At 59.9% G+C, this 16,696-nt stretch carries 9 protein-coding genes and 1 pseudogene; 4 read left to right on the plus strand and 6 right to left on the minus strand.

The features are described 5' to 3' along the window. Positions 1 to 115 precede the first annotated feature (115 nt). A complete protein-coding gene (locus GKO01_RS05805; RefSeq protein ID WP_244901346.1) occupies positions 116 to 2,269 on the plus strand; it encodes a TonB-dependent receptor in 2,154 nt (717 codons plus the stop codon). Between the two features lie 20 nt (positions 2,270 to 2,289). Here the strand turns inward: GKO01_RS05805 and GKO01_RS05810 are convergent, their stop codons facing one another. The 3 genes from GKO01_RS05810 to GKO01_RS05820 form a co-directional block, all read right to left on the minus strand. Beyond that, positions 2,290 to 3,513 (minus strand): DUF1501 domain-containing protein, encoded by a 1,224-nt coding sequence (locus tag GKO01_RS05810; RefSeq protein WP_099286204.1) that lies wholly within the window; start codon positions 3,511 to 3,513, stop codon positions 2,290 to 2,292. Between the two features lie 3 nt (positions 3,514 to 3,516). Continuing rightward, a complete protein-coding gene (locus GKO01_RS05815) occupies positions 3,517 to 4,824 on the minus strand; it encodes a DUF1800 domain-containing protein (RefSeq protein WP_099286205.1) in 1,308 nt (435 codons plus the stop codon). Positions 4,825 to 4,981: 157 nt separating this feature from the next. Then, entirely contained in the window at positions 4,982 to 5,773 is a 792-nt protein-coding gene (locus tag GKO01_RS05820; RefSeq protein ID WP_099286206.1) for a deaminated glutathione amidase, read from the minus strand. 473 nt (positions 5,774 to 6,246) lie between these two features. On the opposite strand from GKO01_RS05820, the pseudogene GKO01_RS05825 reads away from it, so the two are divergent. Beyond that, positions 6,247 to 8,199, plus strand: a pseudogene (locus tag GKO01_RS05825) (hypothetical protein). Positions 8,200 to 8,221: 22 nt separating this feature from the next. Here GKO01_RS05825 and GKO01_RS05830 read toward each other — a convergent pair. Genes GKO01_RS05830 through GKO01_RS05840 form a run of 3 tightly spaced genes read right to left on the minus strand, consistent with a single transcriptional unit; the run spans position 8,222 to position 13,641 of the window. Continuing rightward, entirely contained in the window at positions 8,222 to 11,299 is a 3,078-nt protein-coding gene (locus GKO01_RS05830) for an efflux RND transporter permease subunit (protein WP_099286207.1), read from the minus strand. 9 nt (positions 11,300 to 11,308) lie between these two features. Next, on the minus strand, positions 11,309 to 12,472 hold the full coding sequence (locus tag GKO01_RS05835; RefSeq protein WP_099286208.1) for an efflux RND transporter periplasmic adaptor subunit: 1,164 nt from the start codon (positions 12,470 to 12,472) through the stop codon (positions 11,309 to 11,311). Next, positions 12,469 to 13,641: a TolC family protein gene (locus GKO01_RS05840; RefSeq protein ID WP_174694258.1), complete on the minus strand. Its 1,173-nt coding sequence runs from the start codon at positions 13,639 to 13,641 to the stop codon at positions 12,469 to 12,471. The genes GKO01_RS05835 and GKO01_RS05840 overlap by 4 nt, the downstream gene beginning before the upstream one ends. 285 nt (positions 13,642 to 13,926) lie before the next feature. On the opposite strand from GKO01_RS05840, the gene GKO01_RS05845 reads away from it, so the two are divergent. Both GKO01_RS05845 and GKO01_RS05850 read left to right on the plus strand, forming a co-directional pair. Continuing rightward, positions 13,927 to 14,610, plus strand: coding sequence for a Fe2+-dependent dioxygenase (locus GKO01_RS05845; RefSeq protein ID WP_099286209.1), 684 nt, complete (start codon positions 13,927 to 13,929; stop codon positions 14,608 to 14,610). Between the two features lie 322 nt (positions 14,611 to 14,932). Next, on the plus strand, positions 14,933 to 16,690 hold the full coding sequence (locus GKO01_RS05850; RefSeq protein ID WP_099286210.1) for a putative bifunctional diguanylate cyclase/phosphodiesterase: 1,758 nt from the start codon (positions 14,933 to 14,935) through the stop codon (positions 16,688 to 16,690). The last annotated feature ends 6 nt before the right edge of the window (positions 16,691 to 16,696 follow it).

Here is a 16,696-nt window from a genome sequence, read left to right on the forward strand (position 1 = left end):
CGGGTGGCTGAACCCCACTCCTCAGGCCGCCCGCATGCACCCCAGCAGATATAGCAAATACTATACCATGATCAGTTTACTATCGTGCCGGAAATGCTTCCGGACCTGCGGTTTGATGGCCGTCAGCCTGACCCTCATCGGCACAGGTTTCGCCAACGACACCCCATCCAGACACAAATCCCGGACCGTCAAAAAAGCCGATCCTGCGAAAAAAACCGCCCCTTCCGAACACATCAGCGTCGTCGGGCATCTCAACAACGAACGCGCGCGCATTTTTCCCGGTCTCGGCGCCGTGGACTACACCATCGACCAGCGCCAGATCACCACCACCCCTGGCGGCCAGAACGCGGCCTTCAGCCAGATCCTCCTCCGCGTCCCCGGCGTCGTTCTCGACAGCTATGGGGAAGTCCATGTCCGCGGCGAACATGGCGGCCTGACCTATCGCGTCAACGGCGTTCTGCTGCCGGAAGGGCTGAACGGTTTCGGACAGGAACTCGACACCCGCATCATCCAGTCCGTAGACCTGCTGACCGGCACGCTGCCCGCCCAGTTCGGCTTCCGCACCGCAGGCGTGGTGGACGTCACAACCAAGACCGGCGACAGCCTCAAACACAACCAGGTCTCGCTGTATGGCGGGAGCTACAACACCTTCGTCCCGTCCATGCAGTTTGGCGGCCAGCACGGCAAGCTGGACTATTTCACCACCCTGTCCTTCACTCGCAACAATATCGGCATCGAAAACCCGAGCAACACGTTCCGCGCCATCCATGACGTGACCGAACAGGAAAAAGCCTTCGCGTATCTGTCCTACCATCTCGACGACGCAAGCCGGATCACGCTGCTGACGAGCGCCTCCTACGCGGATTTCGAAATCCCCAACTCGTTCAAGACATTCGACACAACCAGCCCGGACTACACGACCCTGTACAACGTCGCGGGCGTCAATTCGCATGACCCGTCCCTGAACTGGGCCAATCTGAACGACAGCCAGACCGAACAAAACTACTACGCCGTGCTGTCCTATCAGCGCACGACCGAAAAGCTGAACCTTCAGGTCTCACCCTATTTCCGCTACGGCCGGATCGACTACACCCCCGACCGTGACCGCGACCTGATCTATCAGGGCGTCTCGGAACATGAAGTCAACGACTTCACGACCGGCGGCATGCAGGCCGATCTGTCCTACGACATCGCCCCTCATCACACGCTGCGGGCCGGTCTTCTGGGGCAGTACACGTCCGAACGGCTGGACACCGATACGCTGGCTTTCCCCGTGGACGACGCCGGAAACCAGACATCCGACATCGCAAAACGCATGATCGACAATACCGGAAACTGGTCCGTCGAAGCGGGCGCCTATATTCAGGATGAGTACAAGATCACCCATAACCTAACCTTCAATTACGGCATCCGCTACGACCGTTTCGCCTCGTCTTTCGACACTGAAGGACAATTAAGCCCACGCGCGAACATGGTCTGGAAACCCACCCGCACCACAACGCTGCATCTTGGCTATTCGCGCTATTTCGCCCCGCCGTCCCCGCAATATGTCTACCCGTCCACGCTCGCGCGCTTTGCGGGCACCACCAACGCGGCCGCGAACACGATCAACAACGCCACGAAAGTCGAGAAATCGAATTACGTCGATGGCGGGATCCTCCAGCGCATCACACCCGAATTCCAGATCACGCTCGACGCCTACGCCAAATGGGCGCATGACCTCACCGATCTCGGACAGTTCGGCCGCGCGGTCATCCTCGCCCCCTTCAGCTACAAACGCGGCCGTGTCTATGGCGCGGAATTCGGCAGTTCATGGCGGCACGGACCCTGGTCGATGTACGGCAATTTTTCCTACGTCAAAACTTCGGCCCAGGACATCAATTCGGCGCAGTACCAGTTCGATCTGGTTGAACTCGCCTATATCCGCAACCACGCGATCCAGCTCGACCATCAGGGCGAATTCACCGCCACCGCAGGCGCATCCTGGACCACGAAACACGACATGGCCTATGTCGATTTCGTCTATGGCTACGGCCTGCGCAGCGGCTTCGCCAATCTGGAAAAAGAGCCGCAATACGACGTCTTCAACATCGGCTACCAGCATACCTTCACGAAGGTCCCGTTCGGACATGACATCAAAATTCGCGCGGACGTCATGAACCTGTTCGACAAACGCTACCAGCTCCGCAACGGCAGCGGCGTCGGCATCTATCAGGCCCAATACGGCCAGCGGCGCGGCACGTTTTTCTCAGTCGTTTCGGAGTTCTGAACGGATGTAAAAACCCGGTCTCACACTGGAACAACCAGCCCCCGGGCAGGCTCCACAGCCGACCCCGGGAAGACCGTCCCCACCGCATGCTGCGGCAGATGCAGATGATCGCACAGCACCCCCGCCACGACCGACCGCAGATCGGTCGTAGGCGCAAGGTCGCGGTTCTCGAACAACTGCCCGGACCGCAGGCCGGGCCAGGTTCCCCCGACCTTCCCGCCCGCAACCGCGCCACCTGCCAGAAACGCGACCGTCCCCGTCCCGTGATCCGTCCCGCCCGTGCCATTGATCCGCACGGTCCGTCCGAATTCCGTCAAAGCCAGAACCACGGTGCGGTTCCAGCTCTCGCCCAGCCCCTGACGCAGCGCCCCGATCCCGCGGTCAAGCTGCGCCAGCGGTCCGCCCAACCGCCCGAGCTGCCCGGCATGCGTGTCCCACCCCCCGATTTCGAGCGCCGCCACACGCGGGCCATGCGCTGTCGCCAGCATCTCTCCCGCTGCCGTGGAAAGCTGCGTAAACGCGTCGATTTTCCGCGGCTTGCCCGCAGCATCCACACCCGGCGCACCTGCCATGCCCCCTTGCGTCATGGCGGCATCCGAAAATCCCCGCGCTTTCAGAGCATTCCGCAACGCCGGTCCCGTCACCGGATCGGACGCATTCAGCGCCAGAATCTGACCATACAGATCCGCATCCGGATGCTGGCTTCCCGCAGGCGCATAACTTCCAACCCGCGCCGAACCGCGCAGCAGAAGCGGCACCGTCAGCCCCATCGCCAGACCATACCCATCCGGCCGGTTCGCCTTGCCCTGAAGCACGGAAACAGCCCGGTTCAGCCATCCGCTCCCCAGACGCTCATCCGCCCCGCTCTCCAGATAATCCTGCGCCTCGAAATGCGACCGGCTGCGATAATGCCCCGCAACGGCATGGATCGGCAGCATCTGCCCCTGACCGTAAAGCCCATGCAGCGCCACAAGCGACGGATGCAGCCCGTAAAACCCACCCAGATCGAGCAGCCCGCCCTCCTGCCCCGGCTCGGGCAGAACCAGCGCCCGGCGATACGACGCCAGATCCGGATCTCCATACGGCGTCACAGCCGACAGTCCGTCGAGCGCACCCCGAAGCAGGATCACCACCAGACGCGGATCATCCGGCCCACCGGAAGAGCCCGCAAAAGCAAGGGAAGAACGCCCGAGCGTCCAGGCAGACGTCAGACCCAGCAGAGCGTTACGACGAGACATCATCATGGCTCAGCGCCTCTGAAATTCAGGGGAGGAAAACAGCAGGGCCAGCGCATCCTGACGCGACCCGGCATGATGCATGGCCGTGCGGGTCTGCGGTCGCAGGGCCGGACCAAGAGCAGTATCGGCAACATCCATCGGATCGCCGGTCCGGACATGCGCCGCCACGCGCCAAGCCCAGTCCGTCCGTGCCAGCATGTCCGCAGGCGCGGACCAGTCCGCCGCATCGTCGCTCCACCCGTTGGGCAGCGGTGCGGTCCACAGAGGCTGCCCAAGCGACGCAAAACCCGAGACCAACTGATGCGCCGGAGAATGCGGATCGCCCGGCTGGCTGGGCGCCCCCCCTACGGACAACGCCCGCAAAACCGCCGTGACATAATCCATGGGGGAACGGAATTTGCCCCCGCCCAAAGCCGGTTCCGGCAATGCCCCCAGCGCCAGAGACGCGGCCCGCAGATCCCCGCCACTGGCCTGCAAAACACCCTCGACATGCCGCACGGAGGCCGGCGCTGGCGTATCCGAAACGAAATGCCGGACCATCTGCGTCGCAATATGACGGTACGTCGCCGGATGCGTGCCCAGAAACTGCAACGCCTGCACGCCGCCGTCCTCGCCTTCGGGGAAAGCCTGTCCCATGAGCGTTTTCACACCCGGCTCATGCGCCTTTTCGCGGAACACAAACCCCGGTTCGTCAGCTTTCAGATCCACGCCCCATCCCGTCAGGATCGCGGCAAAAGACGTCACATCCGCCTGACTGTACCCGGACGCAGGCGAGACGGTATGCAACTCCAGACATTCGCGGGCCAGATTTTCATTCAGTCCGCGATGGCTCCTGCGCCCCGCCACGCTGTCCGGCCCGATGGAGGACGCGTTGTCCAGATACATCAACATCGCCGGATGCCGCATGACCGCCAGCAGCATGTCCGAAAACCGCCCCGTCACATGCGGGCGGATCGCCTCGCGCATATAGGCGCCCACAACGGCGCGCGTACTGCCCTGCCGCAGACTGACCGTGAAATGATTGAACCAGAACCAGACGAGCCGCTCCCGGAACGGCTGCTCCGTCAGCAGCAGCGTGTCCATCTGCGTTGCGACTTCAGCCTGAAAGATCGGTTTGACCAGCGGATCGCCCTGCATCTTGGCCTTCCGCTGTTCCCGCAGCGCCACCAGCCCGTCCGCACACGACCCCACACCCGCAAAAACGGCCCTGTCCGGCCCGGTCAACTGACCCGCCAGCCAGTCCTGAACGGACAGACCAGAACTGGAGCCATCCCGCTGGCCCCACCCAAACCTGTTGATTGCGCTGACTGATCGCATGGCATCCTCGCGAAACGGGGCGATAACGGGAGTCGATACCCTACAGAACGCTGATCCCTCGATATGGCGAAAGATGGGCCGTCAGATGTGAAATTTTTTAGACTTTCCCCGAGACGATTATCGGAGGTTTCCCCCCGACAGAAACCAGAAAAACACCTTAGCGGTCAGCCAGAACCGGGTCAGCGAAGCGGCGGTTTTCCAAAACAGGGAGTACGCGCCGCGCATGAGCAACCCGCTCGCGATCCAGTGTAGCAAAACCCAGAGCGGGCGATTCACCCAGCGCGAGCGCAATCACGCCCAGCGGATCGACCACCATGCTGGCGCCGCAATTGCGCGCACCGCATTCCCCAACCGCCACGACATAACAGGTGTTCTCCAGAGCCCGCGCCACGGCCATGATTTCCCAGTGCCGTTCCTTCATCGGGCCTCTGACCCAAGCCGCGGGCAACAATATGGCCTCGGCCCCGGCCAGAGCGAGATGGCGCGCCAGTTCCGGGAAGCGCACATCATAGCAGGTCATCAGACCGACCTTCATGTCACCGATCTGCACCACCGGCGGCAGCTCCAGACCCGGCGATGTCCGCTGGGATTCCTTCATGCTGAACGCATCATAAAGATGCAGCTTGCGATACTGCGCGATGAACGCCCCGTCACGCAAAACAAACTGCGTGTTGTAGAAGCGTCCGTGCCCGTCCGGCACATTCACACATCCCGCTATGGCAATCCCGTGACTGGCGGCGCGCAGTCCTTCCATGAACGGTCCGTCCAGCGGCTGTGCCGTCTGGGGCAGAAGCTCAGGATTGTTGATGTCCTGCGCCAGAATACCTTCGGGCAGAAGCAGCAGTTCAGCGCCGCCCGCCTTTGCCTGCGCGATCAGATCCAGACATTGCCGCTGGTTGGTTTCCCAGTCCGGCGCAACTGCAAACTGTCCCAGAGCAACTTTCATCATCGCATTCCATTTTCCAAAAGAGTGGACACACGCCCACATCCAGTCTCCCAGCATGCCCGACCCATACGTCACGGTGAAGATGCGAAAGGTTGATACTTTTTATTATAGGAACAGAATCTTCAAACAGAAATCATGAAAAAATAAACTATAAGGAAAATCCAGAAATATGAAACATAAATTCCAAATAACACAATGCATTAATAATATTAATCAGCTTATTTCCGTAGATTTTTAGACGAATTTTATCGAAATTCATCCTGATTTTTTCTTCCCTCAACTCGGATCAACATTCCCACCTTTAAAAAAGACTTCACGATTCCGTGATATTTTCAGACTCCCTCCGAAAATATTGTCATTTTTCCGCGCATCTCTGCGGTTTCCGGGCTTCTACCATTCCTCTGAAAATATTTTTAAGAGCTATCGGGCCCGTGTTCATGCACATGTTCGTGACATCTTTTGACACGGGGGATTACTTGATTCTGCTCACCTTTCACATGCTGCGGTCCCTGCGTTATTCGGGACGCACATCCCTGTTTCTTGGAACGGCTCTAGGCGCACTCGCACTGAGCACACAGGCGCGGGCCGACGACGATATCGTTTCAAAAATGGAACAGGAAATGAGCCGCCTTCAGGCCGCTCAGGCTCATGTGCAGGAAGAGCAGCGCGCCATCAATCACGACATGGCCATCCTGAAAGCAGAAATCGCCCGACACCACGCCTCAGGCACATCCCCGATCCACGCGAACTCTCCTCATGCCGAACAGATCGCTACACAGGAAAACCATTCCGAAAACATAACCACCGCATCCATCCGTCGTCACGGAAACAAAACGACTGAATCCCCTGAAACCATCAGTGCTGAGCGTGGAATGACAACAACGTCTGCTTCGGCACCGCTGCATGGTGCTCACACACGACGCGATAGGGTGTCTCTCTCACCAACCGGACGCGACCTGATCGACACCGACAAGGGATCGGAACTCGCCGTCGTGGGCCATCGCGCCGAAGACGTTCTGGTTCATTTCGCATAAAACGACGTTGGGCCCCATCCGCGTGAAACGCTTGGCGCACAGGCCGCAGGTGCGATTGGCGATCACGGGGTTTTCCATCTCGGTCCCGTCACGCTCATCCTGGGTGGCTTCGTCGATACCGCCGCCGTACTCGAAAACCGCCATATCGCCTCGGACACGTTCAATTACTGGCAGGACATGCCGTATCCGAACGAGCCGCGCTATCACACCAACAATTTCACGGGCGGCGCGCGTTACAGCCGCCTGTCACTGCTGGCACGCGGCAATATTGATTCGGAATCAACAATTTCCGGCTTCTTTGAATCCGATTTCGGCGCAGGTGCGGTCACGACCGATCCTTACGAAAGCAACAGCTATTCCTTCCGGCTGCGTCAGGCCTATCTCGCCTATGACAACAACACGGAAGGCTGGCATTTTCTCGGCGGTCAGGCCTGGAGCCTCCTGACGCCGGGCCGTGCGGGCATCGTCGCGCGGCAGGAAAGTCTTCCGGAAACCATTGAGGCGTCCATGCTCGCAGGCTAGACATGGTCCCGGCAATGGCAGGTCCGCATCGTGAAGGATTTCTTCCATCACCGCCTCTGGACCGGCCTTTCCATCGAAAACCCCGCTACGCTGTATGATACGACAGGCTTTTCAAACACGAACGGCGCTGTCGCGATGCCCAATGGCTCGACCATCACGATCGGCGAGAACGGCGTCGGTCTGACCAATGATACGACCAATTTTTCCAACGAAATCGCCCCGGATGTCATTGGCAAGGTCGCTTACGATCCCGTTTGGGGCCACTACGAAATGGAAGGCATCCTGCACTTCCCCCATGACCGCGTAACCATGGGCCATACCGGCCATAACAACACCGCTGTCGGCGGAGGTGCTGGTGGTTCCATGATCCTGCCCCTCATCCCCGGCAAACTAGAACTGCGTATGGCTGGCCTTGCGGGCTGGGGCATCAACCGCTACGGCTCTGTTATGCTCCCCGACGCCACGCTCAAGGCCAATGGCAGCCCTGATCCACTCTTCGGCGTTCAGGCGCAGGCGGGCATCATCGCGCACCCCAATCCGCGCATTGATGTGTACGGATACTTCGGCACTCAGCGCGTCGGCCATTCCTATTTCAACGAAAACGGCGGGTCTTACGGCTACGGTAACCCCGCCTACTCCAACGCTGGCTGTCTTCAGGAACTCTCCACCCTGTCCTGCACGGCCAACACGCGCGGCGTGTCCGAAGTCACAATTGGCGGCTGGTGGCGCTTCTTCAAGGGCAAGTTCGGAACTGTCGAGGCGGGCACACAGCTTGCCTATTCCCGACGTCAGATCTGGTCCGGCATCGGTGGCGATCCGCATACCAGCATGAGCCAGATCTTCTTCGACTTCCGCTACCTGCCCTTCCAGTAAGAGCCCCCTGCACCGGACAGATTTAGGTCTGCTCCGGTGCTTCCTGATCGTCGCGGCCAAAGAAACGGGCATAAAGCGTCGGCAGGACAAACAGCGTCAGGAGCGTGGAGGATATCAGCCCTCCGATTACGACAGACGCCAGAGGCCGTTCCACTTCCGCGCCCGACCCGCCTGAAAACGCCATCGGGAAAAAGCCCAGACTGGCTACGGATGCCGTCGCCAGAACAGGCCGCAACCGGCTCCGGGCCGCCTGAAACGCCGCATCCGCCGCTGCCAGCCCCTGTTCCCGGAACACGCGGATCTGGCTGACCAGCACCACACCGTTCAGGATCGCCACACCGAACAGTGCGATGAACCCGATCCCTGCCGCAATACTGAAAGGCAGCCCACGCAGCGCCAGCATGAAAATGCCGCCCGTCGCCGCCATCGGCAGGTTGGCAAACACGAGCGACGCCGCGCCGAACGATCCCAGAGCCGCCACGAGCAGCAGGAAAATCAGCGCCAGCGCGATCGGCACAACAATGAACAGACGGTGCAACGCCGATTGCAGATTGCGGAACTGCCCGGCCCAGACCATCCGGTAGCCCTGTGGCAGCTTCACAGTCTGCGCCACCGCTTTCTGCGCGGCCGCCACGAACGAACTGACGTCCCGCCCGCGGATATTGGCCTGCACGATCACCCGGCGATGGATATTGTCCCGATCAATGCGCGGCACACCATCCGACAGCACAATGTCCGCGACCTGTGACAGCAGAACCCAGCCTTTTCCATCCGCCCGGCGCACCTGTAGATGCCCGATCCTGTCCGGCGAACTAACCGCATCCGCCCGCAGACGCACCTGCGTCGGAATGATCGCGCCTTGCACCGTCACAGGCTTGCCCACATGACCGCCCACGGCCTCCACCACCGCCAGAATATCCGGCACAGCGACCCCGAGCCGTGCTGCCGCATCGCGGTTCACGTCGATATGCAGAAACGGCACGGTCCCGCTTCCCTGCAACGCCACATCCGCCGCGCCCCGCACGGTTTGCAGCGTCGTGACAACCTGTCCGGCAATCCGGTTCAGCTCTGACAGGTCATCACCATAGATCGAAATCGCAAGCTGTGTCCTGACCCCGGCGAGCAGGTCGTCCATCCGCATCTGAATCGGCTGCGACCACGAATATGCCGCATCCGGCAGGGTTTTCTGCAGGGCGTCATTGATTTTCGTGACCAGTTCCGTCTGTGTAGACGCCGTTTTCCATTCGTCATGGGGACGCAGGAAAACGAACGTATCGGTCTCGTTCGTCCCCATCGGATCGGTCGGGATTGCCGCCGTTCCCGTGCTGCTCACAACCGTCCGAACTTCGGGGAAGGAGCGCAGGATCTTTTCCTCCGCCGTCACGCTGGCCAGCACCGTCTCCAGCGAAGCCCCCGGCAGGCGCGTCGAGGTCACGACCAGCGAGCCTTCTTCAAGCTGCGGCACGAATTCGCCCCCCAGCCGTCCGCCGATCAATACCGCCGTGATAAATGCCACACCCGTGACGATCAGCAGCCGCCCACTATGATGCTCGGTCCAGCGCAGAGCGGGTTCGTAATACCGACGCACGGTCCGGACGAACACGGTTTCCCGGTCCGCCTGAACCTTGCGCATCAGCATTGCCGCAAGAACCGGCACGCAGACGAAGCAGTAAACCAGCGACGCCAACAGGGCCATAATGACCGTCTGCGCCATCGGCCGGAACATCTTGCCCTCGATGCCCTGAAGCGTGAGCACCGGCAGATAGACCATGATGATGACGAAAATCGCAAAACTCACCGGTCGCACCACGGCGCGCGCCGCATCCGCAGTCAGCGCGGCAAAGGGCTTCCCTTCCCGGTTCTCACCGCGCTCGACCATGATGTGTTCCACCACGACGAGCGAACTGTCCACGATCATCCCGAAATCAATCGCACCCAGACTCAGCAGATTGGCCGACACGCCAAACAGCCGCATCCCCGCCATCGCCGCGACCAGCGACGCCGGAATGACGGACACGATCACCAGCGCCGCCCGCCAGTCGCCCAGAACGACCACCAGCACGACTAGTACCAGAACCGCACCGATCAGCAGGTTTTCTTTGACCGTGTGGATGGTCTGCCCCGTCAGATCCGCCCGGCTGTAAAACGGCTCCAGCGTGACACCCGGCGGCAGGGACTGACGGATCGTCGGCAGGACATGCCGGATCGCATCCAGCGTCGCATTCGAACTTGCGCCGGTCTGCATCATCACAACGCCAATGACCGCCTCGCCCTGCCCGTCCCGCGTCACGGCCCCAAGCCGCGTGCGGGGCCCTGCGGACACAACGCCCATGTCGCGCAGCCGGATCACATGCCCATTCGTGCCGAACTTCACGGGGATGGCGCCGAAATCAGCCAGACTGCCCACGAGCGCACGCCCGACCACGACATTCTGTTCGGCATGATGTGCGATCCAGCCCCCACCCGACGAGGCATTATTTGTGTCCACGGCCTGAACGATGTCGCCAATCGATACGCCAAACGCCCGCATCCGCGCCGGATCGACCGCCACCTGATATGTCTCGACCGCCCCGCCATTGACGTTGACATCAACCACACCCGGCACCAGCCGAAGCTGCGGCACGACCGTCCAGGTCATGAGCCGATTCAGTTCCATCAGCGACAGGCCACCGCCCCGGATTTGGAGCTGCATGATCTCGCCCATGCCCGTCGCAAGTGGTCCCATCGACACACTCACACCCGGTAGCGTGATGCTGTCCCGCGCCGCCTGTAGCCGTTCCGACACCCGCGCCCGGTCCAGATCAATATCCGTAGCATCATCGAACTGGAGATAGACCGCCGACACACCCGTCCGCGACACGGACCGCAGATCCGTCACGCCCGGAATTCCGGTCAGGCTGGCCTCGACGGGGAAGGTGATAAGTTTTTCGACTTCTTCCGTCGCCAGCCCCGGCGCCGTAACGGAGACCATGACCTGTTTGGGCGAAATATCCGGTACCGGCTCGACCGGCAGTCCCGGCACGGTCATGATCCCGCCGATCATCAGCGCGACGAGCAGCCCCAGCAAGACAAAACGGTTGGACTGGAAAAAACACAGCATGAAACCCGCTCAGTCCGTATCCAGCCCGCTGACGAGCGACATGGATTTCAGGGCAAAACTGCCTTCCGTCACCACGGTGTCCCCCACTTTCAGAGGGCCCTGCACGACGGCGCTTTCATCGGTAACCAGCCTGACCCGGACCTCGCGCGGCGCATACTGACCTTCCGACGTCTGGACATAGACAAGGTCATGCCCCTCGATCGTCTGCACTGCATCGGCCGGGACGATCATGCCCTCAACAGCCTTGCTGGTTTCAAGGGTCGCATCCAGCATGACGCCCGGTCTCAGGAACGCCACAGGCCGGTCCACGACACAGACGACCTTGACCAGCCCCGTCACCGGGTCTGCAACGCCATCAATCGTCGTAATCTTCGCACGGAACGGCTCGGCCCGCGCATTTCCTGAAGGCCGGACCGTCACGACGCTTCCCACGCCCAGTCGGGACACTTCATCGGGCCGCAGATCCGCGACGATCCACACGCCCGACAGATCTACAACCGTCGCCACGGCCTGCCCCGGCGTCACATCCGACGCTACGGAGGTCTGGATGGACTGCACCACACCCCGCACCGGCGAAATAAGCGTGGAGGCTTCGTCCTGCACGATCTTTTCCGTCACGGAAGTGAACTCTTCCGTCAGCCTGTGCTCGATCAGCCCGATATCCGCTTCCCGCGCCACAACCATGCTGCGGGCCTGCTGTACCGCCGCCTGACGCCGCCGCACTTCCCCGACCGACACCGTACTGCCCACAAGCGACTGCCCCCGCCGGTAGGCCAGTTCGGCCTCCCCCAGCGTCGCTTTCGCCGAAGCCAGAGCCGCCTGATCCTGCTCCATCTGAAGATGCAGCACATGCAGCGAATGGTCGGTGTAATCAATCAGTGCCTGCCCCGGCTCCACGGTCTGCCCCGGTGTCACCCGAACCGCCGTGACCTTGCCGTCTCCGCTCGAACGGATCACGACCGTCCGTGACAGATCCGCGCTCACCTGAGCCAGCGCCGAGACCGTGTCATGCAAGGTTCCCTGCCGGACGGTCGCGGTCCGCAGGTGCTCCGCATCCCGCGCCTGCGTTCCCAGTGTCAGGGGCTGCATCCAGCCCGGTGTTTCAGCCGCATGTGCGCAACCCACAGCACATGCAGCCACCCCGACAAACAGAAAACGTGAAAAGCGGCTCATGGAATGGTCCCCGTCGCTATGCCCATCCGGATGACAGCCGCATGCCAGGCTATTTCTGCACGGTTCAGATCCAGAAGCGCGCGATATGCATCCGTCCGGGCGCGAAGCGCTTCAATGAGCGGCGTCTCACCGACCCGCCAGGAGCGCTCCATCCCTTCCGCCCGGTGCAACATGGAACTGGCTTCGATGCGGGCGTTGGAGCGCGCGCCGGTCGCCGCCACGAGCCGCGCCCGGACCTGCGCCATCTCGTTCCGCACGGCCCGGCGCGCCTCGACCTCCTGTCGTGTCGCAGCCGCCATGCGGTCCCGGGCGGCGGATTCCTGCGGCGTATTCGTCACCGCACTCGGCAGCGGCACCCGCAAATTAACGCCCACCTGCGTATCCCACGGACTACCATACTGCCCTTGATCGATCGCATCGACACCCACTTCGGGGTTGGGCATGAAGCTCCTGCGGACCAGCTTCATCTGGTTCTGCGCTGCAATCACGGCCTGATGCGTCGCCCGCACCCGTGGGTCAATATCCTCGATCCACCGCCCATCGTTGGCCCGCGTCAGTGCCAACCAGTGCTCATCCGCCTGAGTAATGTCCGGCACCCCCGGCAGACCGGTCAGGGTTCGCAACTGGCTCGTGGTAGTTTCGATTTCCTCAGCGGCCATGTCGGCTTCAGTCCGGGCCTGAGCAAGCTGTGCTTCTACGGCCTGCTGGTCGGACATTGCGGTTTCGCCCGAACGCTCGGCCCGCTGCACATCGGCTTCAATCCGGCGCAAGGCAGACACCGTTGCGAGTGCGGCGGTCTGGCGACGCATCGCCATGATCGCAGCCCCGGTCGCATCCACGACCCGTACCGCAACAGACATGCGCTCCACATCCAGACGAACGGTCGCAGTTTTGGCTTCGGCCTTCGCAACATTCTCGGTCGCCGTACCCTGACCCGGCAGCCAGAGCGGCACCGAGACCCCCCCCTGCCAGGTGATGTAGCCGTGATTGTCCCCGCTGATACGGTCATCATAATATTCACCGCTCAGCGTCGGGCCGCCCGCAAACCAGGACTGCGCCGCCTTCGCCCGCGCATCCGCGGACTCCTGATTGGTCTCAAGCTCGATCCGGACGGGATCGTTTTTCCAGGCCGCAGCAATCGCATCATGCATCGAAAGGGGTGCGGCCATACTCCCTTCGGCACGGCCGCAATCTGCGCCCGCGACGCAGACCGCAGCCAGAAGCGCAACGCTGGCCAACAGCCTGCGCGACGCCCCCGTACACTGCGCAACGCAAAGGGAATGAAATGCCATTCCGGTCTCATCCCTCGCCCCGCCAGACGTGTCAACGGACGGAAATGCGACTCTTTCCTTCCGTCCCGGATGCGGCACACGGCCCCCGCACCAATTGCTCCCCTTCCCAAACGACCTTATGACTTCAAGCTAAGAGTTATTCTCATTTAAGGCCCGACACTTATGCTGATCCATATTCCGAACGTCCTTACTACTGAACAGATCCGCCATTTCCGCGAGAGACTGGAAGCGGCCGAATGGACAGATGGTCGCATCACCGCTGGAGAACAGTCCGCACAGGCCAAACTGAACCTCCAGATCCCGCAGGACTCTGCGGAATGCCGCGAACTTGGGGAAATCATCCTGCGCGCTTTGGGCCGTAACCCGACCTTCAACAGTGCAGCCCTGCCGTTGCGCGTCTACCCGCCGCTTTTCAACCGCTATGACACCGGCATGCATTTCGATGCCCATGTGGACAATGCCATCCGCCCTGTTCCCGGCACGGGCATGCGCATCCGGACCGACGTGTCCTCCACGCTCTTCCTTACCGGCCCGGACGAGTATGAAGGCGGCGAGCTCGTCATACAGGACACTTACGGCACCCAGAGTGTGAAACTTCCTGCCGGGGATATGGTGCTCTATCCCTCGACCAGCCTGCACAGTGTCAACCGCATCACCAGCGGCAGTCGCTGGGCCTCGTTCTTCTGGTCCCAGTCCATGGTACGTGACGACACAAAGCGCAGACTGCTCTACGACTTCGACTGCTCCATCATCGAGACCCGCAAGACCCTGCCCGACAGCCACCCCGCCGTCCTTGGCCTGACCTCGACCTATCACAATCTTCTACGACAGTGGGCGGAACTCTGAACCCACAGAAATTTTTAGTGGGAAAAAACATTCCGATAGAGGCGTTTCAATCAAAATAAACGCCTCTGCGGACACATATAAAAACAGAAAAGCGGGTTCTCAACCCTGTGTCAGAGGCACTATGAAAGACCAAATTTCCTCACAGAAATGATGAAAAATATTCCCCTCAGAATAGGTTAAATAAAAACTGACACTACCCACAAAAATATCAGACAACATGTTTGGAGAAGATTGATACAAAAGACTCAGACAGCCTTTTAACGAACGTTTAATTATTGTAGGATAGTAGTCAGTTCTCCTATCGAGAGAGTCAATCCAGGTGATGGAAAAGCAAAAGGATGATTTCAGGAAAAGCCTGAATTCTGTCCAGAACTGGCCTCAAGGAGCCCGTGATGACTTTGTCCTTCACGCTCTGGACTGCTCCGCAATTGTTGCCATTACCGATACACGTGGCCGCATTCTTTCAGTCAACAGCCGCTTCGAGGAAATCAGTGGCTACACTCGTCAAGAGCTGATCGGAAACGACCACCGCATGCTGCGATCAAAGCAGCACGACAAGAAATTCTTCCGCCAGATGTACCGTACAATCGCCTCAGGTAATGTCTGGCATGGCGAGATCTGCAATCGTCGTCAGGACGGCAGCCTTTACTGGGTCGACACCACAATTGTACCCCATGTTTCAGAAACTGGAAAAGTCACGAGCTACGTGGCTATTCGGTTCGACATAACAGCCCGGAAACAAGCCGAAAATCACCTGAAATCAAGCCGACAAAAACTTCAGAAAGTCGTCAATACAGACTTTCTTACCAAAATTTCAAACCGACTCCATTTCTCACATATCCTCCGCAGGACACTGCGCGCGAGCACGGCAAGCCATATCTGTCTGGCTCTGCTCGACGTGGACACCTTCAAAACGATCAACGATACCTCAGGCCATGATTCAGGTGATCGTCTGCTGCGTAAGATTGCCGAAAAACTTCAAGCCTTCGAGAATGAAAACTGTTTCATCGCCCGCATTGGAGGAGACGAATTTGCGGTTCTTATGACAGGCGAAACACCAAGCCTGTTTGAAACAGTTCTTTTGAACATCCTGAAGCAGATGCGGTTCAGCCTCCGTCACAGAACCGTGACACATGCCTGTACTGTCAGTATCGGTTATGTCTGCGTCCCCCTTTCCGGCGCTCGGGAGAAAGTCCTTCTGAAATGCGCCGATCTGGCCCTTTATGCAGCCAAAACCGGTGGTCGGAACCGTGTCCGGGAATACCACCCCGCCATGGAAGAGAAACTGGACCTCGCGGCGCGTTTGCGTCGTCGTGTCCAGACCGGACTGCGCGACCAGAGCATAAAGGTCTTCTATCAGCCCATTTTTTCCCTGAGTGTCCCCGGACGCATTTCATTCGAAGCTCTGCTGCACTGGGACCACCCACAACATAAAGTTCTCTCTCCGCAGTATTTCCCGGAGGTTTTTGAAGATCACAGTCTGACCATGACTCTGAATACTTTCATGACACACAAAGTCATGGAAGATATGAGCAAACTTCGTGAACAGAACGTCCGTTTTGAACGCATCGCCATCAACATCACGTCCTGCGATTTCGAGAATACCGACTTTTTCCGAAAGCTCGACAGCCTCGCAGAGGGCATGAATGTTCCGCTCACTTCTCTGGCCCTCGAAATCACCGAAAACGTCTTTTCCCGGCCGCACCATCAGCAGGTTGAACGCGAACTCGATACCCTGCATCGCAAGGGCGTTCAGATTTCACTGGACGATTTCGGCACGGGGTTTGCATCCCTGACCCACCTCAAAACCATCACATTCGACTACGTCAAAATCAACCGCGCGTTTGTAGCCGGACTGGAGCGTCACGGAACCGACGCGGCAATTATCAGGGGTGTGATCGACATCGTCCACAGCCTCGGACGTAAAGTGGTCGCCGAAGGAATCAGGAGCGCCTCGCAGGTCCGCGCGCTTCTGGAAATGGAATGTGATTTCGTGCAGGGAGATTTTCTGTGCGAAGCGGTGCCTGTGATGGACATTCCGGCCGCGCTGGAAAAAATCCGGTACAAGGCGCTTCTGTAAAGGGGC

Source organism: Gluconobacter kondonii, assembly GCF_002723995.1.
GTDB lineage: Bacteria > Pseudomonadota > Alphaproteobacteria > Acetobacterales > Acetobacteraceae > Gluconobacter > Gluconobacter kondonii.